Below are 26,182 nucleotides of genomic sequence, written 5' to 3'. Positions count from 1 at the left end.
CGCGCGTTCGCGCGAGATCCTTCGCTCCGCTCAGGATGACAGACATATACAATTTACTTAACTAAATGACATTGCGGAAAAATCCGGGCGCTTTTTTGTTATAAAACGTCTTCCTTTCGCGCATACTTTTGGTAAGAAAGGAGTTGTTTTAGATGGAAGTTAAAATCGATCGCGACGGCTGCATTTCCTGCGGCCTGTGCGAGGGTACTTGCCCCGAGGTGTTCCGCATTGCGGACGATGGTCTTGCCGAGGTTTATCACCAGCCGGACGACGACGCGCAGAAGGCTGGCGCGCAGGAGGCCGCCGGTGGCTGCCCTGTTTCGGTCATTCATACCGAGGGCTGATCTCTTTATCATCTGCCTAAAAATATTTCACTTTCTTTGTCTATATAAGACAAAAGGAAAGCCCGCCGATTAGGCGGGCTTTCCTTTTCAGACTGTCAAAAAACAAGTTTTGACAGTCTGTCGATCGAAACAAAGCCCCATTTCGATCGAAAATTCCGGCTTCTGCGCGCGCCTTACAGGCACACTTGAAGCCGGTTTGTATAAAAACCGAGATACATGCTCCCGGTTTTTATGGATTTTGCCGCAAACGGCAAAATCCTATTTTATGCGCGCTGCGGCGCGAAGGGTTCTTTGACAAGCTGAAAAGGAAAGCCCGCCGATTAAGAGCGTTGCCATAAGAAAACATGAAGAAACCCAGTAAAATCAATGTTTTTTAGGGCAGCGGAAAACGGGGCAAGGTGCAACAACTGAATATCAGGCAGAAAAAGGGTGTTGTCAAGTGACGACGCCCTTTTCTGCTGTCCCGGCCTACGCCGCAGATTTTGAAAAAAGTCTGCGGCTTTTTTTTGCGCCCAAAAGCAGAAAGGAGGGAACGGACAATGTATTTTACTTCCGGCAGCGACCGCGCCTTTGAACACCTTATGACGGACAAACCCGGTTTCGATCACTATGAGAGCGGCGACGCCGGAGCGCCGGAGGACTGCGGCACCTGCCGTTTTTACCGCCCGCACTGGAAGTATCAATTCTGTGTGTATGCAGAGTGTCCCTACCAGCCGGGTAAGCTGACCGCCGCTGCGACCACATTCACCGTTGCCATGAAAGGAGTTGATGAAAAAATGTCTGTATTCCGCGTGGAGAAAAACAAGGGCTATACGGTGATGTCTAACCACCACCTGCGGAACAAGGAACTGTCCCTGAAAGCCAAGGGCCTGTTGTCACAAATGCTGTCCCTGCCGGAAGATTGGGACTATACGCTTAAGGGGCTGTCCCTGATAAATCGGGAGCAGATCGACGCCATCCGGGAGGCCGTGCGGGAGCTGGAACGGGCCGGGTATATCGTGCGTTCGCGGGAGCGCGACGGCAAAGGGCGGCTTCGCGGCGCTGACTATATCATCTATGAACAGCCGCAGACCCCGCCTGAACGGGAAAAGCCTACGTTGGAAAATCCAATATTGGAAAATCCTGTGCAGGAAAAACCTGCGTTGGGAAATCCAACGCAATTAAATAAAGAAGAACAAATTACAGATCAATCAATTACGGATGTATCAAGTACCCATTCCATTCCTATCCTTTCCCCTCCCTCTCCTTTGGAGGACGGGGCGGCGCAGCCGCAGGAACGGAATGGAAAGGAAGCGGCCACACAGAGCGCCGTTGAGATTTATCGGGAGATTATCAAGGACAACATCGAATACACCCACCTGACCCACGACAGCCGGATTGACCGGGATATGCTGGACGAGATTGTGGACTTACTGGTGGAAACCGTATGCAGCGCCCGCAAGACCATCCGCGTGGCCGGGGATGACTACCCCGCCGAGCTGGTAAAGTCCAAGCTGATGAAGCTGGATAGCGGTCATATCGAATTTGTCTTTGACTGCCTGAAAGAGAACACTACGAAAATTCGTAATTTCAAGAAATACCTGCTGGCGGTGTTATTCAACGCCCCCAGCACCATCAACGGCTATTACACCGCCCTTGTCGCGCACGATATGGCGACGGGGCAAATCTGAAAGGAGGCCCGGCTATATGAAACAGGGCGCATTGATTTTTGATGAGCAGACCGACCGCTACGACATCCGCTTTGATTTGGCCGACTACTACGGCGGCCTGCATTGCGGCGAGTGCTTCGACGTGTTCACAGGCGGCAGGTGGAAGCCCACCCGCATTGAGATGAACCCGGCGCAGGAATGGTATCTTGTAGGCATCCGGGCCGCAGAGCTTTCCGGCCTGCGGGTACGGATTTGAGAGGACAACCGGCAAGCGGCTGTCCTCTTTCTTTTTCCCAGCGAAAGGAGGGATAGCGATTGCAGGAGGAAGTAGACCAGAAAACCATAGCCCTGTCCATCAAGGCAACAAAGCTCACCGCCGAAGTGCTGCAAGCGGCCATTCGGAAGTATCTGGCCGCCCGGCAAAAGGGCAAAACGAAACTCCACCACGGCGAACAAAGCCTGCGGCAGCTTAAAAAAGACGGCTCTGCCCTGTCCAACATTGAGATCACGGACGCCAACATCGGCCTGTTTAAGCCCTGCGCCAAGAAATATAAAATCGACTTCAACCTGCGGAAAGACCGCACCACCCATCCGCCCCGGTATATTGTGATTTTCAAAGCCAAGGAAGCGGACAATTTGGAACAGGCGTTCCGGGAGTTTACGGCTATGAAGCTGAAACGGGAGGAACGGCCCTCCATCCGTCAGAGCCTTGCCGCCCTGAAAGAAAAGGCGGCAGCCCGGACAACCCAGCGGGCCAAGGATAAAATCAAGGAAAGGGGGCTGTCACTGTGAAGCCGGAAGTAAAGAAATTGATACTATCCAACCTCCCGTACCTGCTGTTTGTGTACCTGTTCGACAAGCTGGTGCAGGCGTTCCGGCTGGCCGCCGGTGCGGATTTATCCCAAAAGTTGCTGCACTATCTGGACGGCTGTTCAGCGGCCTTTGCAAACGCGGCCCCCAGCTTCCACCCCGCCGACTTGTTGATCGGCGTCGCCGGTGCGCTGCTTTTGCGGCTGGCGGTTTACTGCAAGGGGAAGAACGCCAAGAAATACCGGCACGGCATGGAATATGGCAGCGCCCGGTGGGGCGGCCCAAAGGACATAGCGCCTTACATCGACCCCAACTTTGATAACAACATCTTACTGACGCAGACAGAACGGCTGACGATGAATAACCGGCCCAAAGACCCCAAGACCGCCCGCAATAAAAATGTTTTAGTGATCGGGGGCAGCGGCAGCGGAAAAACAAGATTTTTTGTCAAGCCAAACCTGATGCAATGTGTTTCCAAGGACTACCCGACCTCATTCGTGATAACCGACCCCAAGGGCAGCCTGATCGGGGAGGTGGGCCAGCTTTTACAGCGCAGCGGATATAGGGTAAAGGTGCTGAACACCATCAACTTTTCTAAGAGTATGCGCTATAACCCGTTCTGCTATATCCATTCGGAAAAGGACATCTTGAAGCTGGTAAACACGCTGATCTGCAATACCAAGGGCGAGGGGGAGAAATCCGCAGAAGATTTTTGGGTGAAGTCGGAACGTCTTTTGTATTCGGCGCTGATCGGCTACATCTGGTACGAGGCCCCCAGCGAGGAAATGAACTTCACGACGCTGCTTGAAATGATTAACGCAAGCGAGGCCCGTGAGGACGACCCGGAGTTTCAAAGCCCGGTAGACCAGATGTTTGAACGGTTGGAACAGAAAGACCCGGAACACTTTGCCGTGCGGCAGTACCGCAAGTTTTTGTTATCGGCTGGCAAGACCCGTTCCTCGATTTTGATAAGCTGCGGTGCGAGATTGGCCCCCTTTGACATCCGGGAGGTGCGGGAGCTGATGGAGGACGACGAACTGGAACTTGACACCATCGGGGACGAGAAAACGGCCTTGTTCCTGATTATGAGCGACACGGACACGACGTTTAACTTCATCCTTGCTATGGTGCAGAGCCAGCTTATCAACCTGCTGTGCGACCGGGCTGACGATGTGTACGGCGGGCGGCTGCCCGTCCATGTGCGGCTGATACTGGACGAGTTCGCCAATATCGGCCAGATACCCAATTTTGACAAGCTGATCGCCACCATCCGAAGCCGGGAAATCTCGGCTTCCATCATTTTGCAAAGCCAATCGCAGTTGAAAGCCATTTATAAGGACGCTGCGGAAATCATTTCCGACAACTGCGATTGTACGCTTTTCCTTAGTGGCAGAGGCAAGAACGCCAAGGAGATCGCGGACGTGCTGGGCAAGGAAACCATTGACAGCTACAACCAGAGCGAGAACCGGGGCGCACAAACCTCGCACGGATTGAACTATCAGAAGTTGGGAAAGGAGCTGATGAGCCAAGACGAGATCGCCACGATGGACGGAGGCAGGTGCATTTTGCAGGTGCGGGGCGTGAGGCCGTTTTTCAGTGAGAAATACGACATCACCCGCCACCCCCGATACAAATATCTTGCTGACGCCGACAAGAAGAATACCTTTGACGTGGACAGGTATCTATCATCCCTGCGCCGGAAACAGCGGCGCGTGGTGTCGGAGGACGAAACCTTTGACCTCTACGATATAGACCTGTCGGACGAAGATTTTGCCGCTGAATGAAGCGGCTTTTTTCATGCCACCTAACAAATTTTGCTCGCCGGAAAACGGCAGAAAGAGAGGTTTCTTTATGGATTTTTTCAACAGTGCGGTTGATGTTTTGCAGACTATCGTTGTCGGTTTGGGCGGCGCTCTGTGCGTGTGGGGCGGCGTCAATCTGTTGGAGGGATACGGACAGGATAACCCGGCCAGCAATGCTCATGTACGGTAAGGAAGCAAGCAACCGAAAACAAGAGATAGACCGCCAGCACTACACTATTCCGAACCAAAGACCAAAAGATAAGCATTGTGGGAAAATCTAAACTTTTGGATTTTCCTACAATGCCGACTACGGCGGAATCCTTCCCACTCCTTATATCTTTATTTCCGTATACATTGAATTTGTATTTAGTAAATGCTATAATGTCCCTATTCAAATTATAAATGTGTTGAATTAGTTACATGTACATATTTTTTGTGCCGCATAAATACCCTGTTGAGGTTGTCGTTCTTTGTCCAGATGTGGAAACAATAAAAGGAAGGGAACGATACAGGGAGAAAACAGGCTATTCCGGCTTTACGGTTGAAACCTTATACGATACATTTATGCAGACAACACCACGGATCGGCTTTTGGCTGGACAATTCCAACCAAACACCACAGCAGACAGCAGAAACCATTCTGAACGCCAGAAAGTCGGTATGATTGTTACATATAAGGGGAAGAAAAATTTCTTTTAGGTACTTTCTTTCCTAAAACTAATGTGATATAATAGCATCATTCCAAAAAAGGAGTAAAAAATATGCGGCAAGGTATTCTTAAATAAAACTATAATCAAATAGTGGGAACAAAGGATTATGATAGTCCCTTTTGTGGGGGCTTGGTTTTTTGTACCCAATTTAAGAATACTTTTGCCTTATCAATTTTGACATATCCGAAAAACAGCAATCACAAACAGGTGTATGCTGTATATGTGTATGTCCGCAAATTATAATCCCCAGTGGTAAAAGTATTTTACTGCTGGGGATTTTTATGCCCTTTTGGGGCTGTAAAAGGAGGACAATCACATGAAAATAATCAATATTGGAATTCTCGCCCATGTAGACGCAGGAAAAACAACATTGACGGAAAGCCTGCTGTACACCAGTGGAGCGATTGCGGAACAAGGAAACGTGGATAAAGGAACTACAAGAACAGACACTATGATTTTGGAACGGCAGCGCGGAATTACCATTCAGACAGCGGTTACTTCTTTTTGCTGGAATGATTATAAAATCAATATCGTGGACACTCCCGGTCATATGGATTTTTTAACCGAAGCATACCGCTCTTTATCTGTCCTTGACGGAGCTGTTTTAGTCATTTCGGCAAAAGACGGCGTACAGGCACAAACCCGTATATTATTCCATGCGCTTCAGAAAATGGACATTCCGACAATTATCTTTATAAATAAGATAGACCAAAATGGGATCGACCTGCGGCGTGTTTACCAAAGCATTAAAGATAAACTTACCAGTGATATGATTGTCATGCAGGAGGTTTCCCTGTCGCCAAAGATAACCATGACCGATATTTCTGATTTGGACAAATGGGATATGATTATTTCCGGAAGCGATGAACTATTAGAACGATATGTTGCAGAGGATTCTTTGGATATACAGGAATTACAATATGAAAAGTGCAAAAGAACCAGATGCTGCTCTTTGTTTCCTGTTTATCATGGGAGTGCAAAAGACAATTTAGGAACAGAAAAACTGATTGAAGCGATTACAGAAACTTTCATTACAGAAACAGACGATATTCAGTCTGAATTATGTGGATATGTTTTTAAGGTTGAGTATACAGAGCGGAAAAAACGGCTTTCTTATTTACGCCTGTATCATGGGACGCTCCATTTACGGGATACCCTGCTGCTGTCAAAAAAGGAAAAAATAAAGATTACAGAAATGTGTATTCCGTCAAATGGTGAAATCGTCCCGGTTGACCATGCCTGTCCGGGAGAAATTGTTATTTTAGCTGATGATACTTTGAAACTGAACGACATTCTGGGAAATGAAAAACTCCTGCCTCACAAAACACGGATTGATAATCCCATGCCATTACTTCGGACAACGGTAGAGCCGCAAAAGCCGGAGCAAAGGGAAGCCCTGTTAAATGCCCTCACAGAGATTGCTGATACAGACCCTCTTTTGCATTTTGACATTGATACTGTTACACATGAGATTATATTATCTTTTTTGGGAAAAGTACAGTTAGAAGTTATTTGTTCGCTATTAGAAGAAAAATATCATGTGGGCGTGGCTATGAAAGAGCCTTCGGTTATTTATCTGGAAAGACCGCAAAAAAAAGCGAGCTACACGATTCATATTGAAGTGCCGCCGAATCCGTTTTGGGCATCTATTGGTTTGACTGTAACACCGCTTCCTGTTGGAAGCGGAACACAATATAAAAGCGAGGTATCTCTCGGCTATTTAAACCAAAGTTTTCAAAATGCCGTCATGGAGGGTGTGCGTTATGGAATGGAGCAGGGCTTATATGGCTGGGGAGTGACAGACTGCCAAATTTGTTTTGATTATGGAGTTTATTACAGCCCGGTCAGCACCCCCGCTGATTTTCGTTTTCTTGCGCCTGTCGTGTTGGAGCAGGCATTGAAAAAAGCAGGAACACAACTGTTGGAACCATACCTTTCCTTTACCCTTTTTGCACCGCAGGAATATCTTTCACGGGCTTATAATGACGCACCAAAGTATTGCGCAATCATTGAATCAACCAGACTTGAAAAAGATGAAGTTATTTTTAAGGGGGAAATCCCTGCCCGTTGTATTGGTGAATATAGAAATGATTTGAATTTTTATACAAATGGAAGAAGTGTCTGCATTACAGAATTAAAAGGGTATCAGGAAACTTCCGGCGAGCCTGTGTTTCAGCCACGCCGCCCGAACAGCCGTTTAGACAAGATCCGGCATATGTTTCAGAAGATAATGTAACATCTTGCGCAATGCAAACGTTCATTGCTGGCTATTGCGAAATATCATTGATAAAATCAGCATCAGAGAGGAGGAACCATTTTGAACCAGAAACAGACGGATATTACAACAGGAAAGCAAATACGTCATCTGCGAACACAATCGGGAATGACACAGGAAGAACTGGCTGGGAAATTGAATGTTACCCGGCAGGCGCTATCGAATTGGGAGAGAGATGTTAATGAACCCGATTTAAATACGTTGAAAAAAATTTGTTTTCTTTTTGGAGTCCACATGGACGATTTTGCGAAGGAGGTAATAACAAAAATGGAAACATGTGAAAAAAAGAGAAACGACAATTTAATAAGTATGATATGGCAATTGGACTTTTTTATGGTGTCGGGATATTTCTTGGCATTGGTATTTTCTTTGTTGGCGGTTTTATGACAATGTCGGGTGCAGGGTGGGGAGCATCACTATTTGGCGGTGGCTGTTTTTCTCTTGTATTTGGCTTGATATGCCATGCAGTTATTACATTGAGAAGAAATGACAAATGATGACATATCCTGCTTTCTAGTCTTTTCGGTCATATCGCGTAAAAAAGCCGCTGCTTTTGGCTTTCCAATAGCGGCGGCAAAGGGAAATATCCTTTGAATACCTTACAGAAGAAAAGTTTTGCAGCATTATAAAAATAAAAGCCTATACCATTTTGGAAAGAAAAGATACATAATAGTCAAGACGGCAACAATCAGAAGTTATGGAGGGTAACAATGGAATATAGTAAGGAAGATTTAATGGAAGCAAAAAGGCAAATTTTGGGAGTGGGAGAGAACATGGGAACAGAGGAAAGCAAAAAGATCTGGGAGAAAAACGCACAATTTTGGGATGATGCAATGGGTGACGAATCCAATGAATTTCACAGAGAGGTAGTACGTCCCAAAGTAACGGAACTTCTCTCTCCTGATCCTTCGGATTACATTTTGGATATTGCGTGCGGCAATGGAAATTATTCTTCGTATCTTGCACAGAGAGGCGCTTCGGTCGTCGCTTTTGATTACAGCAAAAAAATGATAGAATTGGCTAAAAGACGGCGATCACAATATGCAAAACAAATTGAGTTTTGCGTAGCGGATGCGACCAATAGAGAAAGCTTATTAGGATTAAAAAGAAATCGAGCCTTTACGAAAGCAGTTTCTAATATGGCAATTATGGATATTACGGATATTGAACCGCTTTTTATGGCTGTTTATGAACTATTGGAGGAAAACGGGATTTTTGTCTTTGCAACGCAGCACCCTTGTTTTATCACATTGACTGAAAAATATATGACACCGCACAGTTACTATGATATAGCGATCGAAGGGCAGCCGGAGGAGCAGATTTATTATCATCGTTCCATACAAGATATTTTTAACCTTTGTTTCAGAGCTGGATTTGTCATTGATGGATTTTATGAAGAATGTTTCAAAAACAATAAAGAAATTCCTATGGTAATGATAGTAAGGCTTAAAAAGGTAAAACGTGATAGCTTAAAATAAATTCAAGTTTGCCGGATAAATAGCAAACCCGGCCGAGCCAGTCAACGGTCAAGATGAACGGGCTTCGCCCGCCGTTGACAGCCCCGCCCGGTTTTGCAGTTAGGCAGTCAAGGAGCGACAGCCTAAAGTGCTGCCGCCCCTTACTATCATAAAAAGCAACTACTAACCAGCCACAGCCCTTTTGGGAGGAAAGGGGGATTTTCCATGACCTGTACAGAAGAATATCGGGAACATATCGAGTACACTTTCCATGCCTTTTGCAAAGTCGTTATCCGAAATGCAACGATCAACGCAGCGAGGACACGGAGCAGGAAGCACAAAAGAGAAATATCCCTTGAATACCTCACAGACGAAAAGCACTACCCTTTAGGCACGACAGATGAATATTTCCAAGCCCCGGAGCCGGACGAGGAATACATACTTACCCTTTGCGGCGATACGGTCATTTTCAGCAGCGGTTTACTTGCGGAAGCCCTGTCACGGCTGGACGAACGGGAGCGGGAAATGATTTACCTGTCCTTTTTCAAGCGTATTCCACAGCACGAAATTGGCAGACAGTACGGGCGCAGCCGCAGCACAGCGGGCTACCATATCCGAAAAGCCCTACGGCAGCTCCAAGCGGAAATGGAGGGAATGGCATATGAGAAATAATAGGCTTCTCCCCTATGAAACAATCGTCCAAGCCGCCAGCGGGGAGCCGGAAGCGGTGGGAACTGTATTGCAGTATTACCGCCGCCGCATACAATGTGCCGCCCGTGTGAATGGACGGGTAGACCAAGATACAGAGGACTACATCACCCAGACGCTTCTCACAGCTATTTTCAAGTTCCGCTTTGGGAGATAGCCCTACCGCCTACAACTGAATAACCGCCGCTTCGCCGGCAACCAGAAAGCAGTAAATCTATTCAACAGATTTGCTGCTTTTTTTCGTTCCTGTTTGGCATTTTTGAAAATCCCCAGTATGAAAAAACAAAAGGGAAAATAGCCGCCGCAGTTGGCAAAATCCCTTACTTATCCGTAGAGGGTATCAAAGAAAAAAATACTGCCATTGTCCGCCTATTCCGGCTTGCGTGGTGTTGTAGGGAATAGAGGGGAAATTCTAAAAATCTCCGTCCATTTTGCTTTGCGTGGTGTTGTAGGTAGTGAAAGGAAAATTTTCAAGATAAGCCGGAATAGCGGGTAGCAAAGCCCTTTTGAAACGTTTTGTTAGCGGAAAGGACGGGAGCCGGGGAACGCCGGAGTTTTTCAGAGCAAGATTCTACCGAGGTGCCAAAATTCGCTCTCCGCTTATTTTTGCCCCTGCGGGAATCTTGTTGGGGAGTGCCTTCCCCAAACCCTGCTATGCGCCCTGTCGGGCGAGAAAGGAGGTCACAGACCATGCGAAAGAAATACAATACGCCCCACCGCCGTCATGTGGTAAAGACCCGCATGACCGATGAAGAATACGCCGACTTCACCGGGCGGCTGGCGGCTTATGAAATCAGCCAGTCCGAGTTTATCCGGCAAGCCATACGGAAAGCGACCATACGCCCCATTGTCACCGTTTCCCCGGTCAATGACGGGCTGCTTGCCGCCCTCTCCAAGCTCACGGCAGAGTACGGGAAAATCGGCGGCAACTTAAACCAGATTGCCCGGAGCCTGAACGAATACGGAAGCCCCTACCGGGGGCTGGAAAAGGAAGTGCGGGGAGCCGCCGCCGACCTTGCCGCCTTGAAGTTTGAAGTCTTGCAGAAAGTAGGTGAAGCCGTTGGCGATACTCAAACATATCAGCTCTAAAAATGCCAACTACGGGGACGCTGAAAAATACCTCACATTCGAGCATGACGAGTTTACCATGAAGCCCACCCTTGACGCAGACGGGCGGCTCATACCGAGGGTAGACTACCGCATATCCTCTCTGAATTGTGGCGGGGAGGATTTTGCCGTTGCCTGTATGCGCTCCAATCTCCGCTACGGCAAGAACCAGAAACGGGAGGACGTAAAGAGCCACCACTACATCATCAGCTTTGACCCACGGGACGGCCCGGACAACGGCTTGACCGTTGATCGGGCGCAGGAGCTGGGCGAGAAGTTCTGCGCCGAGCATTTCCCCGGACACCAGGCCCTTGTCTGCACCCACCCGGACGGACACAGCCACACCGAAAATATCCATGTGCATATCGTCATTAACAGTCTGCGGATTGCGGAGGTTCCCATGCTGCCCCACATGGACAGGCCAGCGGACAGGAAAGCAGGCTGCAAGCACCGCTGTACGGACGCAGCTATGAACTATCTGAAAGCCGAAGTCATGGAGATGTGCCACAGCGAGGGGCTTTACCAGATAGACCTTTTGAACGGCAGCAAAGAACGCATTACCGAGCGTGAGTATTGGGCGCAGAAGAAAGGACAGGCTGCCCTTGACAGAGCCAACGCCCCTATTGCTGCGGACGGTATCGCGCCCCGGCAGACCAAGTTTGAAACGGATAAGGCGAAGCTGCGCCGGACTATCCGGGAAGCCCTTGCCGCTGCTTCCGGCTTTGATGAGTTTGCCGCCCTGCTTCTCCGGCATGGTGTGACCGTCAAGGAGAGCCGGGGGCGGCTAAGTTACCTCACGCCGGACAGGACGAAGCCAATTACCGCCCGGAAGCTGGGGGACGATTTTGACCGGGCTGCTGTCCTCTCCGTTTTGGAGCAGAACGCCGCCAGAGCCGCCGAAAAACCCGCAGCCATAGCGGAATACCCCGGCAGTATCAAAGACCGCTTACGGACGAAAAAAGAAGCGAAAAACGCCCCGAACAATGACGCTGTACAGCGCATGGTAGACATAGCCGCCAAGCGAGCCGAGGGGAAAGGACGGGGCTATGAGAAGTGGGCGACCATGCACAACCTCAAACAGATGTCGGCTACCCTCATGCTCTACCAGCAGTATGGCTTTTCTTCCCCGGACGAGCTGGACGCTGCCATTTCCGCAGCCAACACCGCCACGCAGGAGAGCCTTGCCGGACTGAAAGGGCTGGAAGCCGCTATCCGGGAGAAAAAGGAATTGCAGCGCAACCTTTTGGGCTATATCGGCACGAAGCCCGCCCGTGACGGTCTGAAAGCGCAGAAATCGGAGAAAGCCCGGAGAGCCTACCGGGAACAGCACGAAAGCGATTTTATCATAGCGGACACAGCCGCCCGTTATTTCCGGGAGCATGGAATAACCAAGCTGCCAGCCAGCAAAGCCCTGCAAAGGGAGATTGAGCAGCTTACCGTCCAGAAGAACGCCGGATATAACGACTACCGGGAGAAACGCCAGCGGGCGCAGGAGCTTCAGACAGTCAGACGCAATATCGACCAGATTTTAAGGGGCGCACCGAGCCAGCAGAAAAAGCGTGAACAGGAGCGTTAAAGACCGCCCCGAAATGATACCGAAACCCTACAAAAATACAGGTATGATATGAACCCTTACCGCAATACTCCCCGACTTCCAAACGGGGCTTACAGGGCAGAAAAAGCCCGAAAATGATACCGAGAACATACAGAAAATGCCCCCTATCCCGCTACACCGATAGGAACGGCAGAAAGGAGCTTACCATTGCCGAGAATGAGCAAGAAGCGGCGGCTGGAATGGTCTTTCTTCCTCAACCACCGCAACCGTATCACTTACAACGACCTATGCCGGGGCTGCACCCGTGACTGCAAACAGAGCTTCCGGGCGGTTATCATACTATGCCCTCGCTATTATTCCAAACGCTGGAAAAAGGAGGACGCAGCCTATGGCAGATAACCGCAAATATTACTACCTCAAGCTGAAAGAGAGCTATTTTGACGATGATGCAATCGTTCTGCTGGAAAGTATGCAGGACGGCGTTATCTATTCCAACATTCTCTTGAAGCTGTACTTGAAATCGCTGAAAAACGGCGGGAAATTGCAGCTTGACGAGAATATCCCCTACACCGCCCAGATGATTGCGACCATTACCCGCCAGCAGGTAGGTACCGTAGAGAGAGCTTTGAAAATCTTTATGAAGCTGGGGCTTGTGGAGCCTTTGCCAAGCGGCGCACTCTACATGAGCAACATTGAGCTTTTAATCGGCCAGTCCTCTACCGAGGGGGAGCGCAAGCGCAGGGCGCGGCTGGCTTTGCAGGAACAAAAAGCCCTGCCGCAGACAGGGGCGGACAAATGTCCACCATATCGAGCGGACATTTGTCCACCAGAGATAGAGATAGAGAAAGAGATAGATATAGAAATAGAAAAAGAGAGAGAGTTAGAAACGGGACACCCCGCCCCCGCCGCCTATGGCAGATACCACAATGTCATTCTTTCCGATACGGAGCTTGACGGGCTGAAAACAGAGCTTCCCGGCAAGTGGGAGTATTACATTGACCGCCTATCCTGCCATATCGCTTCCAGCGGGAGGAAATACAAGAGCCATGCAGCCACGATTTTCAAGTGGGCGCAGGAGGACGCAGCCAAGAAAGCCCCGAAAAAGGGCATACCCGATTATACCTGTAAGGAGGGCGAGAGCTTATGACGAATGGATTTGATGAAATGATTTTGAATATGACCGACACCACGCCGGAGCCGGAGGACTACACCGGCGAGGACGGGCTTTTATACTGCGGGAAGTGCCACAAGCCCAAAGAGGGCTATTTCCCCAAAGAAACCGCCGCATGGCTGGGGCGTGACCGCCACCCGGCAGAATGTGACTGCCAGCGGGCAGAGCGTGAGGAACGGGAAGCCGCAGAGAAACAGCGCAGTCACCTTGAAACTGTCGAGCGGTTGAAGCGGCGGGGCTTTACAGACCCGGCTATGCAGGGCTGGACGTTTGAGAACGACAACGGCAAGTGCCCGCAAATGGAACACGCCCATTTCTATGTGGAGAACTGGGAAACCATGAAAGAGCGCAACATTGGCTATCTGCTATGGGGCGGCGTTGGCACAGGCAAGAGCTATTTTGCGGGCTGTATCGCAAATGCCCTTATGGAGCGTGAAATCCCCGTGTGCATGACAAACTTTGCATTGATATTGGGTGACCTTGCCGCCAGCTTTGAGGGCAGGAATGAATATATCTCCCGACTTTGCAGCTTCCCGCTGCTTATCCTTGACGATTTTGGAATGGAACGGGGAACGGAATACGGCTTAGAGCAGGTCTACAACGTGATTGACAGCCGTTACCGCAGCGGCAGGCCGCTGATCGTCACGACTAATCTCACGCTGGAGGACTTGCAGCACCCGGAGGACACCGCCCACGCCCGCATTTATGACCGTCTGATTGAAATGTGTTCTCCTGTCCGCTTTACCGGGAGCAACTTCCGAAAAGCCACGGCGCAGGAGAAAATGGGACAACTGAAAAAGCTGATGAACAGAAAGGAGAGCCGCCTATGACCAACACCCCAAAGAATGACCGCAGCACCCGCCGCCCGGATTGCGTGACGGAAATCCGCATAGGTAATTCTGTCCTTGTCGTTTCCGGCTATTTCAAGCAGGACACCACCGCCACCGCCGCCGATAAAATGCTGAAAGTGCTGGAAGCGGAAGCTGCTACACAAAAATCGGCAATTTGACGGGACGTAAAGAAGCAGAAAGGACTGTACAGCCAGCCCCGGCGTGTGGTATGATAGTCATACGGAATAGTGGGGCTGGCTGTCGGAAATGGAGGACACTATGTTAAGACAGACCACCCGAAACCTTATTACCGCCCTTTATCCGAGATTATCCCACGAGGACGAGCTGCAAGGTGAGAGCAATTCTATTTCAAACCAGAAGCGTATTCTTGAAACCTATGCGAAGCAGAACGGCTTTTCCAATCTGCAATGGTACACAGATGACGGTTATTCTGGGGCGAACTTCCAAAGACCCGGTTTTCAAGCCATGCTTGCGGACATTGAAGCCGGAAAAGTCGGCACCGTTATCGTCAAGGATATGTCACGGTTAGGGCGAAACTATCTGCAAGTGGGAATGTATACGGAAATGATTTTCCCACAGAAAGGCGTCCGCTTTATCGCTATCAATGACGGAGTGGACAGCGCACAGGGCGACAATGATTTTGCCCCTCTGCGGAACATTTTTAACGAATGGCTGGTGAGAGATACGAGCAAGAAAATCAAAGCAGTAAAACGGTCTAAGGGTATGAGCGGGAAGCCCGTCACGAGCAAACCCGTATACGGCTACTTTATGGACGAGGACGAAAATTTTATCATTGACGGGGAAGCCGCCCCTGTTGTGCGGCAGATTTACAGCTTGTGCCTTGCCGGGAACGGGCCGACCAAGATAGCCCGTATGCTCACAGAGCAGGAGATCCCCACGCCGGGAACGCTGGAATACCGTCGGACGGGAAGCACCCGCCGCTACCACCCCGGCTATGAGTGCAAGTGGGCGACCAATACCGTGGTACATATCCTTGAAAACAGGGAGTACACGGGCTGTCTGGTAAACTTCAAGACGGAGAAGCCGTCCTACAAGACCAAGCACAGCGTAGAGAACCCCATTGAGAAACAGGCGATTTTCGAGAACCACCATGAGCCTATCATTGACACCCAGATGTGGGAGCGTGTGCAGGAGTTACGCAAGCAGCGCAAACGCCCGAACCGCTATGATGAAGTGGGCTTATTCTCCGGCATACTCTTTTGTGCCGACTGCGGCAGCGTCCTTTACCAGCAGCGTTACCAGAACGCCACCCGCAAGCAGGATTGTTATATCTGCGGGAGCTACAAGAAGCGTACCCGTGACTGTACGGCGCACTTTATCCGCACCGACCTGTTGACCGCCGGAGTGACCGACAATCTGCGGAAAGTCACCAGCTATGCAGCGAAGCACGAAGCCCGGTTTATGAAGCTGCTGATCGAGCAGAACGAGGACGGGGGCAAGCGCAGGAACGCCGCAAGGAAAAAGGAGCTGGAAGCCGCCGAGAAGCGTATCAGCGAGTTATCCGCTATCTTCAAGCGGCTGTATGAGGACAGCGTGACCGGGCGCATTTCAGACGAGCGTTTCACGGAGCTGTCGGCAGACTATGAAGCCGAGCAGAAAGAACTGAAAGAGAGAGCCGCCGCTATCCGGGCAGAGCTTTCCAAAGCGCAGGAAGCCACGGTAAACGCAGAAAAGTTTATGAATGTTGTCCGCAAGTACACCAGCTTTGAAGAACTTACCCCTACCCTTTTGCGTGAGTTTGTGGAGAAAATCGTTGTGCATGAGTGCAGCTATGACGAGAACGGCACACGCAGACAGGACATTGATATTTATTACTCTTTCGTTGGCAAGGTAGACCTGCCCGAATGACCGCCCGACCTATCCGGCGCAATGCGCAAACGCCGGATAGGAACGGCAAAATTTTTTACACTTCTACTACTTCTTTATCACACATCAGCAAAGAGCCAAGGCGTCAAGCAGCTTGTCGCGGGCGGCGGCGTGGCCCTTATCGGCATTACCCTTGTCCCCCTGCTGTCCGGGCTTCTGGGCTGATTGCCCCGGCTATCCGTAACCGTTGACAATTTTAATCCCCGCCGCGCCCTCCTGCTCCATGTGGGAGGGCGCGGGAAAGGAGGTGTCACATGATAGGTGAACTTATTGGAGAATGGATCAAAGGCATCCTGATTGACGGCATCATGGGCAATCTCTCCGGCCTGTTCAATACGGTCAATACCAAAGTCGGGGAAATCGCCTCCGATGTGGGGGCCACACCGCAGACGTGGAACGGCGGCATTTTCAATATGCTTCAAAGTCTGTCGGAAACGGTGATCGTCCCCATAGCGGCGGCTGTCCTTGCCCTTGTGATGTGCTATGAGCTGATAGAAATGATCGTGGAAAAGAACAATATGCACGACTTTGACAGCTCCATGTTCTTCCGCTGGATGTTCAAGTCCGCCTTTGCCATCCTCATTGTGACGAATACATGGAATATCGTCATGGGCGTTTTTGACGCCACCCAAGCCGTCGTCAATCAGAGCGCCGGGGTCATTATTGGGGAAACGAGCATTGATTTTGAAACCCTGCTCCCCGATTTGGAAAGCCGCCTTGAAGCAATGGACATCGGCCCGCTGCTGGGCCTGTGGTTCCAGACCCTTGTTGTGGGGCTGACGATGCACATTTTATCCATCTGCATTTTCCTTGTGACCTATGGGAGAATGATTGAAATATACGCCGTGACCGCGCTGGGGCCAATCCCCCTTGCCACGCTGGGCAACGCCGAGTGGCGCGGCATGGGCCAGAACTACTTAAAATCCCTGCTGGCGCTGGGCTTCCAAGCCCTTTTAATCATGGTTGTGGTTGGCATCTACGCGGTATTGATACACAACATCGGCACGGCTGACGACATATCCGGCGCGATCTGGGGTTGTATGGGCTATACCGTGCTGCTATGCTTCTGCCTGTTCAAGACCGGCAGTATCAGCAAGGCCGTGTTTACAGCGCACTGACAGGAGGTGAACAGGATAAGAATTGGACTGATCGACGTGGATTCCCACAACTTCCCCAACCTCTGCCTGATGAAACTGTCTGCCTACCATAAGGCGCAGGGCCATCAAGTATGTTGGTGGAACCCTTTGTTTTCGTTCGATGTGGTTTATAAGAGCCGGGTATTTACCGACACCTATTCCAAGGACACCATCACCGTCACTAACGCCGGGACGATTATTAGGGGCGGCACAGGCTACGGCCCCGGCCCCAGCCTGCCGGACGAAATCGAACACACATACCCGGACTACGCTTTATATCCGCAGTATTCCGAAACAGCCTACGGCTTTTTAAGCCGGGGATGTCCAAGGAACTGCGGATTTTGCATTGTCAGCGGCAAGGAGGGCCGGAAAAGCGTCAAGGTGGCCGACCTCTCCGAGTTTTGGCGGGGCCAGCGGGAAATCAAACTGCTTGACCCTAATTTGTTGGCCTGCCCCGATCATGAAAACCTGCTGGAACAGCTTGCCGAAAGCCAAGCGTGGGTGGATTTCTCCCAAGGGCTTGATATTCGCCTGATAACCCCGGACAATGTGGCGCTGCTTAACCGGGTGCGGACAAAAGCTGTACACTTTGCATGGGATAACCCCAATGAGGACTTGACGCGGTATTTCCAGCGTTTTGCAGAGCTGACTTCCATCAAAAGCAGCCGCAACCGGCGAGTGTATGTGCTGACGAACTACGGAAGCACTCACGAACAGGATTTATACCGGGTGGAAACCCTGCGGTGCATGGGCTTTGACCCCTATGTGATGATTTACGAGCGCCCCACGGCCCTGCAAATCACCCGCCACCTGCAACGGTGGGTAAACAACAAACGGCTTTTTTACGCCGTCCCCAGCTTTTCGGACTATGAGCCGGTAAAAAAACTGCGGGACGGCATTGAAACGAGGTGATTTTAATTGGCTTATGTGACTGTCCCCAAGGATTTGACCCATGTAAAATCCAAGGTGGTGTTTGGGCTTACCAAACGACAACTGATTTGTTTTGGCGGTGCGCTTTTAATAGGCGTCCCGCTTTTCTTTTTACTCCGTGGCCGTGTCCCCACCAGCGCGTCCGCCCTGATTATGGTATTCGCCATGCTTCCGGGCTTGCTGCTGGCCCTGTATGAGCGCCACGGCCAGCCCCTTGAAGTGGTGGTGCGGCAGATCATCCAGTGCTGCTTCATCCAGCCCAAGGAGCGGCCCTACCAGACCGACAACGCCTATACTGCTCTCATGCAGCAGCATCAAATGGAAAAGGAGGTAAACGAGATTGTCAGAAAAGCAAAGGCAAGAGCCGCCTGTAAAGCTCACCCACGCCGAAAGAAAAGAAATTCAGGCCATCATCCGCAGGTATAAGGGTGACGGCAAGCCCCATTCCGCACAGCAGAGCATCCCCTATGAAGCTATGTACCAAGACGGCGTGTGCCGGGTGACGGCCCGCACATTCTCCAAGTGCATTGAATTTGCGGACATCAGCTATCAGCTTGCACAGGCCGATACCAAAACCGCCATCTTTGAAAACCTGTGCGATTTATACAACTATCTGGACGCCTCCATTCACGTCCAGTTTTCCTTTGTCAATCGCAGGATCGACCCCAAACAATACGCCAAGAGCTTTGAGATCAGGGCGCAGGGGGACGATTTTGACGACATCCGGGCCGAGTACAGCGGCATCCTGCAAGACCAGCTTGTGAAAGGCAACAACGGCCTGACGAAGCGGAAGTTCCTCACGTTCACCATCGAGGCCGACAGCCTGAAAATGGCCCGCGCCCGGTTAAACCGCATTGAAATCGACCTGCTGGGATACTTCAAGGCAATGGGGGCCGTGGCCCATGCGCTGAATGTAAAAGAACGGCTGGAAGTGATGCACAGCGTATTCCACCTTGACGGGGAGCCGTTTTCCTTTGATTGGAAATGGCTTGCCCCCTCTGGCCTATCCACGAAAGATTTTATCGCCCCGTCCTCCCTGCGCTTTGGCAACGCCCGAATGTTCGGGCTGGGCGGTAAATATGGGGCTGTGAGCTTCCTGCAAATCCTTTCCCCGGAGCTGTCGGACGAAATGCTGGCCGACTTCCTCAACACGGAAAACGGGATTGTCGTCAACCTCCATGTGCGGGCTATCGACCAGAGCGAGGCGATCAAGACAGTAAAACGCAAAATCACCGACCTTGACGCCATGAAAATTCAGGAGCAGAAACGGGCTGTCCGCAGCGGCTATGATATGGACATCCTGCCAAGCGACCTTGCCACCTACGGACAGGACGCCAAGGAGCTGCTAAAGACCCTGCAAAGCCGGAACGAGCGCCTTTTTCAGTTGACCTTTCTTGTGCTGAACACCGCCGACACCCGGCAGAAGTTGGAGAATGATGTGTTTTGGGCGGCGGGGATCGCACAGAAGTATAATTGTTCCCTTGTCCGTCTGGACTATCAGCAGGAGCAGGGCCTTATGAGCAGCCTCCCGCTGGGAGCCAACCAGATCAAAATTGAGCGTTCCTTGACGACTTCGAGCGTGGCCGTATTCGTGCCGTTTGTGACACAGGAGCTTTTTCAGGGCGGCCAAGCCATGTATTACGGCATCAACGCCAAGACCGGCAACATGATTATGCTGGACAGAAAACGGGCACGCTGCCCCAACGGTTTGAAGCTGGGCACTCCCGGCAGCGGCAAGTCCATGAGCTGCAAGGCCGAGATTGTCAGTGTGTTCCTCTGTACCACGGACGACGTGTATATCTGCGACCCGGAGGCTGAATATTACCCCCTTGTCAAACGGCTTCATGGGCAGGTGGTAAAGCTCTCGCCCACAAGCAAAAGCTATGTGAACCCGCTGGACATCAACTTAAATTACAGCGAGGACGAAAGCCCGCTGGCCCTGAAATCCGATTTCGTGCTGTCGTTCTGCGAGCTTGTGATGGGTGGGAAGAACGGGCTGGAAGCTATCGAAAAAACGGTGATTGACCGGGCCGTTCAGGTGATTTACCGGCCCTATCTGGCAGACCCCAAACCAGAGAATATGCCCATCCTGTCCGACCTCCACGCGGCGCTTTTGGCCCAGCACGTCCCGGAGGCCGACCGCGTGGCGCAGGCTCTTGACCTGTATGTGTCCGGCAGCTTGAACGTCTTTAACCACCGCACCAACATCAACATTGAAAACCGTATCGTAGCCTTTGACATCAAGGAGTTGGGCAAGCAGCTAAAGAAAATCGGAATGCTGATCGTCCAAGACCAGATTTGGGGCCGCGTGACCCAAAACCGCAGCCAAGGGAAAGCGACGTGGTACTTCTGCGACGAATTTCATCTGCTTCTGCGCGAGGAACAGACGGCGGCCTTTAGCTGTGAAATTTGGAAGCGTTTCCGCAAGTGGGGCGGTGTCCCGACAGGCGCGACCCAGAACGTGAAAGACCTCCTTTCCTCCCCGGAAATCGAGAATATCCTTGAAAACAGCGATTTTATCTGCCTGTTAAATCAGGCGTCCGGCGACCGCAAAATCCTTGCGGAGCGGTTGAATATCTCCCCCCAGCAGTTGCGGTATGTGGACAATTCCGAACCCGGCGAGGGGCTTTTGATTTATGAAAATGTCATTTTGCCCTTTAAGAACCCCATCCCGCAGGACACCCAGCTTTACCAGATTATGACGACCCGGCTGGGCGAGGGGGCGACGGTATGAAGCCGCTAAAGCCCCGCGACAAGGTGACGCAGCGCATGACCCGTGACGGCCTGACGCTGGAAAACCAGACCACCGGCGAGAGTGCCAATGTATCTGACCGGGAGGCCGAACAAGACTACACCGGCCCGGAGCCGGGCGGCGCTTCCGAAAAGGTGACGGAACGGGCCGGGGACATCCGCGACCGCCGCAAGGCGAAGCGGGCGGCCAAGTCTGGTGCAGATACGGCGGCACAGGCTACCGGCCCGGCGTCCCGCCTGCAATTTACCGCCGAGGAACGGGCCTCCCCGGAGCTTGCCCCCTATATTCAAAAGGCCGAGAAGCGGGCCGACAAACTGGACGCGGCGCGGGAGGCGCTGCCCAAAAAGCGCGTCGTCACCAAGGAAACCGTCTATGACGAGGCTACCGGCAAGGCCAAGAGCAGGCTTCACTTTGAAAAGGTGGAGAAAGACCTGCCCAAACTGAAACCCAGCCCGGCCAGCCGTCCCGTTCAGGAAGCGGCCCTGTTCCTCCACGGCAAGATACACGAAGTCGAACATGAAAATGTGGGCGTGGAGGGCGGCCACAAGGGAGAAGAATTGGCCGAACGTCAGGTGGGCCGGGCCATCCGCAGCGGCATCCGGCGTCACAAGCTGAAACCCTACCGGGCCGCAGCCAAGGCCGAACGCAAATCCATTGCCGCCAACGCGGAGTACATCTACCAAAAGTCCCTGCGGGACAACCCGGAACTGGCGCAGACGGTGAAAAAACCCGTGTCCCGGTTTTGGCAGAAACAGCGTATCAAACGGGAGTACGCCAAGGCAGCGCGGACGGCGGGCCAGACGGCGCAGGCCAGCGCAGCCGCAGCCAAGAAAGCCGCCACGGAAAGCAAACGGGCCGTCTCTTTCGCGGCCCGGCACTGGAAAGGGGTGCTGCTGGTGGGCGGCGTCGCCCTGATGCTTCTGATCGTGATGGGCGGCCTGCAATCCTGCACCGCCATGTTTGGCAGCGCCGGGACGGGGCTTGCGGCCACCTCCTATCTCTCCGAGGACAGCGATATGCTGGGGGCCGAGGCCGCCTATTCCGATATGGAAGCGGACTTGCAGCAGGAACTTGACAACTACGAAAGCCTGCATCCCGGCTATGACGAATATCGTTTCGATCTGGACGAGATCGGCCACGACCCCTATGTGCTGACCTCCATCCTGTCGGCGCTCCATGAGGGCGTCTTTACACTGGCCGAGGTGCAAGCCGACCTTGCCATGCTCTTTGACCGGCAATATGCCCTGACGCAAACCGTTGAAACCGAAATACGCTATCGCACTGAAACGAGGACGGACAGCGAGGGCAACACCTACACGGTGGAAGTCCCCTATACCTACTACATCTGCAACGTGAAGCTGGAAAACTTCGACCTGTCCCATCTGCCCGTCTATATCATGGATGAGGATACCATGAGCCTGTATGCCGCCTATATGTACACGCTGGGGAACCGGCCAGACCTCTTTCCCACTGGCAGCTATCCCCACGCCTCCACCGTCAAACAACCGGAGTATTACGACATCCCCCCGGAGGCGTTGGAGGACGCGACCTTTGCGGCCATGATCGGAGAGGCGGAAAAGTACATCGGCTTCCCGTATGTGTGGGGCGGCAGCTCCCCGGCCACCAGCTTTGATTGCAGCGGCTTTTTATCGTGGGTGGTGAACCATTCCGGCTGGAACGTGGGACGGCTGGGGGCGCAGGGGCTTTATGACTACTGCACCCCGGTTTCCCCGCAGCAGGCGAAGCCCGGCGACCTTGTGTTTTTCGTCGGCACTTACGATACTCCCGGCGTGTCCCATTGCGGACTGTACGTCGGCAACAATGTCATGCTGCATTGCGGCGACCCCATTTCCTACACCAACCTAAATTCAAACTATTGGCAGTCCCATTTTTACAGCTTCGGCAGGCTTCCATAACCGGGAACCTGCCGCTATTTTTGAAAGGAGTTTTGACCTATGGCAGTAAACAGACTGGAACGCATTGAAAAGGACATCCAGAAAACCAAGTCCAAGATCGCGGAGTTTCAGAAGCAGTTGAAAGAGCTGGAAGCACAGAAAACCGAACAGGAGAATTTGCAGATCATCCAGCAGGTACGCGCCCTGAACCTGACGCCGGGACAGCTTGCCGCATTTTTGAAAAGCGGCGCGGCGCAGGCCCCGGCCTCCGCCCTTTCCCATGAAAAGGAGGACAACGACGATGAAGAATAAACGACTGTTCCGTACCCTGACCGTCACACTGGCCGCCGTGCTTTGCATGACGGCCTTTTCCGTCACCGCCTACGCGGGCGGCACAGACCCCGACCCGGAGCCGCTGCCGGAAGCCACCGAGGCCCCGGAACCCACCACGGGCGGCATGGAGCCGGAGGGCGTACCCCTGACCCCGGAGGGCAACGCGACGCTGGTAGATGATTACTACGGCGACAAGCAGCTTATCACTGTCACCACCAAGGCCGGAAATTACTTTTATATCCTGATCGACCGGGCCAACGAGGACAAGGAAACCGCCGTCCATTTCTTAAATCAGGTGGACGAAGCCGACCTGATGGCACTGATGGAGGACGGCCAGAAAGAGGAAGCCCCCGCCGTCTGCACCTGTACGGAGAAATGCAGGGCTGGGGCTGTCAATGAGAATTGCCCGGTCTGCAAAACCAACATGACCGAGTGCAGCGGCCCGGAGCCGCAGGAGCCGGAGGAAACCGAGGCCCCGGAAAAGGAAGCCAAGGGCGGCGCGGGCGGCCTGCTGGTGTTCCTTGCGGCGGTGCTTTTGGGCGGCGGCGCGGCCCTGTACTATTTCAAGTTTAAGAAGCCCAAAGCGGAAGCTAAGGGTGGCGACCTGCTGGATGAATACGACTTTGGAGAGGACGACGAGGACGAGCCGGAGGAAGGTGGAGAGGTTGCGGACGAAACAGGCCCGGAAAAGGAGGACGAGGAATGAGCTATCAACTTGTGATTGCAGAGAAACCCAGCGTCGCCCGCAGCATTGCGGGCGTGATCGGGGCCGACAATAGGCGCGACGGATATTTGCAGGGAAACGGCTATCTGGTGAGCTGGTGCATCGGCCACCTTGTTTCCCTTGCCGATGCCGGACAGTATGACGAGCGTTTCAAGAAATGGCGCTATGAGGATTTGCCGATCTTGCCGCAGGAATGGCAGTACGTCATTCCCGACGACAAGAAAAAGCAGTTTGATGTTCTTCGCTGCCTGATGGAGCGCTCCGACGTGGACGGCCTTGTGTGCGCCACCGACGCCGGGCGCGAGGGAGAATTGATTTTCCGTTTCGTCTACCAGATGGCGGGCTGCAAAAAGCCGTTTCAGCGCCTTTGGATTTCCAGCATGGAGGACGCCGCCATCCGGGCGGGCTTCCAGCACTTGAAACCCGGCGCGGACTATGACGCTCTCTATCAATCGGCCCTGTGCCGGGCGCGGGCCGATTGGCTGGTGGGCATCAACGCCACCCGGCTTTTCTCCATCCTCTACCACAAGACCCTGACCGTGGGCCGCGTCCAGACCCCGACATTGAAAATGCTGGTGGACAGGGAGGCCAAGATTTCTGGCTTCCAGAAAGAGAAATACCACATCGTCCAGCTTGCGGCGGGCGGAGTGGAAGCGGCCAGCGGCCATATTTCGGACGCCGCCGAGGCGGAGAAAGTACGGGCGGCCTGTGCAGGAGCGCAGGCCGTTTGTGCTTCGGTGAAGCGTGAGAAAAAGACGGAGCAGCCGCCCCGCCTTTACGACCTTACCACCTTGCAGCGGGAGGCCAACCGCCTGTTTGGATTTACCGCCAAGCAGACCCTTGACTACGCCCAACAGCTCTATGAAAAGAAGCTGCTGACCTACCCCCGAACCGACAGCCAATATCTCACCGACGATATGCAGCCGACGGCGGAAAGCATTGTGTCCGGCCTGTGGGGGCTTCTGCCATTTGCGGCGGGGCTGGACGTGGCCCCACAGTTTGGCCGCGTCCTGAACAGCAAAAAGGTGTCCGACCATCACGCCATCATCCCCACGATGGAGTTTGTGAAAAAGGGCTTTGACGCTCTGGCCGAGGGGGAAAAGAAGCTGCTGTGCCTTGTGTGCTGCAAGCTGCTGTGCGCTGTGGCCGGGCCGTATGAATACGAGGCCGTCACCGCCACATTCACCTGCGCCGGACAGGAGTTCACCGCTAAGAGAAAGACTGTTCTTTCTCCCGGCTGGAAAGAGATCGACCGGCGCTTTAAGGCGTCGTTCAAGACCGACGCCGACGAGGACGCGCCGGAGCTGGCAAGGGAATGGCCGGATGGGGACTGTCTGCCAGAGCTGTCCGAGGGCCAGACCTTTGAAAACATGGAGGCTTCCATTTCCGAGCATTTTACCGCACCGCCGAAAGCCTACACCGAAGATACGCTGCTGTCCGCGATGGAACGGGCCGGGGCCGAGGATATGCCAGAGGACGCCGAGCGGCAAGGTTTAGGCACACCGGCCACCCGCGCTTCCATTCTGGAAAAGCTGGTACACATGGGCTTTGTCCAGCGGAAAGGAAAGCAGCTCATTCCCACCAAGGACGGACACAACCTTTCCTGCGTCCTGCCGGATGCGCTGACATCCCCCCAGCTCACCGCTGAATGGGAAACCAAGCTGACGGCCATTGCCAGAGGCGAGGCCGACCCGGAGGGCTTCATGCGGGGCATTGAGGAAATGACGCGGGGCCTGATCGCTACCTATTCACAGATCAGCGAGGACGCACAGAAATTGTTTCAGGCCGAGCGCGTTTCCATCGGAACCTGCCCCCGCTGCGGCGAGGCCGTCTACGAGGGGAAGAAAAACTACTATTGCGGCAACCGTTCCTGTCAGTTCGTCATGTGGAAAAATGACAAGTTTTTTGAGGAACGCAAAAAAGCGTTCACCCCGAAAATTGCCGCCTCGCTGCTTAAAAGCGGAAAGGCAAAGGTAAAGGGCCTCTATTCCGTTAAGACCGGCAAGACCTACGACGGCACGGTGCTTCTGATCGACACCGGCGGGAAGTACGTCAACTACCGTATCGAGAGGAAAGGCTAACAAAGT

25 protein-coding genes and 3 pseudogenes are annotated in these 26,182 nt (G+C 52.6%); all 28 read left to right on the top strand.

Going from position 1 to position 26,182, the window contains the following annotated elements; genetic code table 11:
* Window positions 1–152 precede the first annotated feature (152 nt).
* The gene (locus NE562_RS07510; protein ID WP_280961784.1) at window positions 153–344 is read left to right on the top strand and encodes a ferredoxin; all 192 of its coding nucleotides are present in this window, start codon (window positions 153–155) and stop codon (window positions 342–344) included.
* Between the two features lie 539 nt (window positions 345–883).
* Window positions 884–2,014, top strand: coding sequence for a helix-turn-helix domain-containing protein (locus NE562_RS07505; RefSeq protein WP_280961783.1), 1,131 nt, complete (start codon window positions 884–886; stop codon window positions 2,012–2,014).
* A gap of 16 nt (window positions 2,015–2,030) precedes the next feature.
* A complete protein-coding gene (locus tag NE562_RS07500; protein WP_280961782.1) occupies window positions 2,031–2,249 on the top strand; it encodes a DUF5348 domain-containing protein in 219 nt (72 codons plus the stop codon).
* Window positions 2,250–2,308: 59 nt separating this feature from the next.
* On the top strand, window positions 2,309–2,785 hold the full coding sequence (locus NE562_RS07495) for a PcfB family protein (protein WP_280961781.1): 477 nt from the start codon (window positions 2,309–2,311) through the stop codon (window positions 2,783–2,785).
* Window positions 2,782–4,587 carry a VirD4-like conjugal transfer protein, CD1115 family gene (locus tag NE562_RS07490; protein WP_280961780.1) on the top strand — a complete coding sequence of 602 codons (1,806 nt, stop codon included), beginning with the start codon at window positions 2,782–2,784 and terminating at the stop codon, window positions 4,585–4,587. The genes NE562_RS07495 and NE562_RS07490 overlap by 4 nt, the downstream gene beginning before the upstream one ends.
* A gap of 67 nt (window positions 4,588–4,654) precedes the next feature.
* A pseudogene (locus NE562_RS17800) lies at window positions 4,655–4,783 on the top strand (Maff2 family mobile element protein); the annotation flags it as partial.
* Window positions 4,784–5,046: 263 nt separating this feature from the next.
* Window positions 5,047–5,268: pseudogene (locus tag NE562_RS17795) on the top strand (phosphotransferase); the annotation flags it as partial.
* A 362-nt stretch (window positions 5,269–5,630) separates the two neighbouring features.
* The gene (gene tet(32) / locus NE562_RS07480; protein ID WP_002602099.1) at window positions 5,631–7,550 is read left to right on the top strand and encodes a tetracycline resistance ribosomal protection protein Tet(32); all 1,920 of its coding nucleotides are present in this window, start codon (window positions 5,631–5,633) and stop codon (window positions 7,548–7,550) included.
* A gap of 81 nt (window positions 7,551–7,631) precedes the next feature.
* Entirely contained in the window at window positions 7,632–7,976 is a 345-nt protein-coding gene (locus NE562_RS07475) for a helix-turn-helix domain-containing protein (RefSeq protein ID WP_002602098.1), read from the top strand.
* Window positions 7,977–8,299: 323 nt separating this feature from the next.
* Window positions 8,300–9,067 (top strand): class I SAM-dependent methyltransferase, encoded by a 768-nt coding sequence (locus tag NE562_RS07470; RefSeq protein WP_002602097.1) that lies wholly within the window; start codon window positions 8,300–8,302, stop codon window positions 9,065–9,067.
* Between the two features lie 204 nt (window positions 9,068–9,271).
* Window positions 9,272–9,718, top strand: a complete 447-nt coding sequence (locus NE562_RS07465) for an RNA polymerase sigma factor (protein WP_002602096.1) — start codon at window positions 9,272–9,274, stop codon at window positions 9,716–9,718.
* Window positions 9,708–9,911, top strand: a complete 204-nt coding sequence (locus NE562_RS07460; RefSeq protein ID WP_002602095.1) for a helix-turn-helix domain-containing protein — start codon at window positions 9,708–9,710, stop codon at window positions 9,909–9,911. Before NE562_RS07465 ends, NE562_RS07460 begins: the two co-directional genes overlap by 11 nt.
* 533 nt (window positions 9,912–10,444) lie before the next feature.
* A complete protein-coding gene (locus tag NE562_RS07455; protein ID WP_002602094.1) occupies window positions 10,445–10,843 on the top strand; it encodes a plasmid mobilization protein in 399 nt (132 codons plus the stop codon).
* Window positions 10,815–12,437 carry a relaxase/mobilization nuclease domain-containing protein gene (locus NE562_RS07450; RefSeq protein WP_002602093.1) on the top strand — a complete coding sequence of 541 codons (1,623 nt, stop codon included), beginning with the start codon at window positions 10,815–10,817 and terminating at the stop codon, window positions 12,435–12,437. Before NE562_RS07455 ends, NE562_RS07450 begins: the two co-directional genes overlap by 29 nt.
* Before the next feature lie 186 nt (window positions 12,438–12,623).
* Window positions 12,624–12,815: a hypothetical protein gene (locus tag NE562_RS07445; protein WP_006058351.1), complete on the top strand. Its 192-nt coding sequence runs from the start codon at window positions 12,624–12,626 to the stop codon at window positions 12,813–12,815.
* Complete coding sequence (locus NE562_RS07440) at window positions 12,805–13,563, top strand: phage replisome organizer N-terminal domain-containing protein (RefSeq protein ID WP_002605636.1); 759 nt, start codon at window positions 12,805–12,807, stop codon at window positions 13,561–13,563. Before NE562_RS07445 ends, NE562_RS07440 begins: the two co-directional genes overlap by 11 nt.
* On the top strand, window positions 13,560–14,417 hold the full coding sequence (locus NE562_RS07435; RefSeq protein ID WP_002605635.1) for an ATP-binding protein: 858 nt from the start codon (window positions 13,560–13,562) through the stop codon (window positions 14,415–14,417). The genes NE562_RS07440 and NE562_RS07435 overlap by 4 nt, the downstream gene beginning before the upstream one ends.
* Window positions 14,414–14,596 (top strand): transposon-encoded TnpW family protein, encoded by a 183-nt coding sequence (locus NE562_RS07430; protein ID WP_002605634.1) that lies wholly within the window; start codon window positions 14,414–14,416, stop codon window positions 14,594–14,596. Before NE562_RS07435 ends, NE562_RS07430 begins: the two co-directional genes overlap by 4 nt.
* A 100-nt stretch (window positions 14,597–14,696) precedes the next feature.
* Window positions 14,697–16,307, top strand: a complete 1,611-nt coding sequence (locus tag NE562_RS07425; RefSeq protein WP_002605633.1) for a recombinase family protein — start codon at window positions 14,697–14,699, stop codon at window positions 16,305–16,307.
* A gap of 87 nt (window positions 16,308–16,394) precedes the next feature.
* Window positions 16,395–16,490: pseudogene (locus NE562_RS17890) on the top strand (Maff2 family mobile element protein); the annotation flags it as partial.
* An 89-nt stretch (window positions 16,491–16,579) separates the two neighbouring features.
* On the top strand, window positions 16,580–17,443 hold the full coding sequence (locus NE562_RS07415) for a VirB6/TrbL-like conjugal transfer protein, CD1112 family (protein ID WP_280961777.1): 864 nt from the start codon (window positions 16,580–16,582) through the stop codon (window positions 17,441–17,443).
* A 15-nt stretch (window positions 17,444–17,458) separates the two neighbouring features.
* On the top strand, window positions 17,459–18,373 hold the full coding sequence (locus NE562_RS07410) for a radical SAM protein (protein WP_419195997.1): 915 nt from the start codon (window positions 17,459–17,461) through the stop codon (window positions 18,371–18,373).
* Between the two features lie 6 nt (window positions 18,374–18,379).
* Entirely contained in the window at window positions 18,380–18,817 is a 438-nt protein-coding gene (locus tag NE562_RS07405; RefSeq protein WP_280961776.1) for a PrgI family protein, read from the top strand.
* Window positions 18,732–21,125 carry a VirB4-like conjugal transfer ATPase, CD1110 family gene (locus tag NE562_RS07400; RefSeq protein WP_280961775.1) on the top strand — a complete coding sequence of 798 codons (2,394 nt, stop codon included), beginning with the start codon at window positions 18,732–18,734 and terminating at the stop codon, window positions 21,123–21,125. Before NE562_RS07405 ends, NE562_RS07400 begins: the two co-directional genes overlap by 86 nt.
* Window positions 21,122–23,059, top strand: a complete 1,938-nt coding sequence (locus NE562_RS07395) for a C40 family peptidase (RefSeq protein WP_280961774.1) — start codon at window positions 21,122–21,124, stop codon at window positions 23,057–23,059. The genes NE562_RS07400 and NE562_RS07395 overlap by 4 nt, the downstream gene beginning before the upstream one ends.
* Before the next feature lie 39 nt (window positions 23,060–23,098).
* Entirely contained in the window at window positions 23,099–23,350 is a 252-nt protein-coding gene (locus tag NE562_RS07390) for a DUF4315 family protein (protein ID WP_280961773.1), read from the top strand.
* The gene (locus NE562_RS07385) at window positions 23,340–24,077 is read left to right on the top strand and encodes a DUF4366 domain-containing protein (protein WP_280961772.1); all 738 of its coding nucleotides are present in this window, start codon (window positions 23,340–23,342) and stop codon (window positions 24,075–24,077) included. Before NE562_RS07390 ends, NE562_RS07385 begins: the two co-directional genes overlap by 11 nt.
* A complete protein-coding gene (locus tag NE562_RS07380) occupies window positions 24,074–26,176 on the top strand; it encodes a DNA topoisomerase 3 (RefSeq protein WP_280961771.1) in 2,103 nt (700 codons plus the stop codon). The genes NE562_RS07385 and NE562_RS07380 overlap by 4 nt, the downstream gene beginning before the upstream one ends.
* Window positions 26,177–26,182: the final 6 nt, after the last annotated feature.

The organism is Butyricicoccus faecihominis (assembly GCF_024462775.1).
Classification (GTDB): Bacteria; Bacillota; Clostridia; order Oscillospirales; family Butyricicoccaceae; genus Agathobaculum; species Agathobaculum faecihominis_A.
This window is presented reverse-complemented; position numbering and strand designations above follow the sequence as displayed.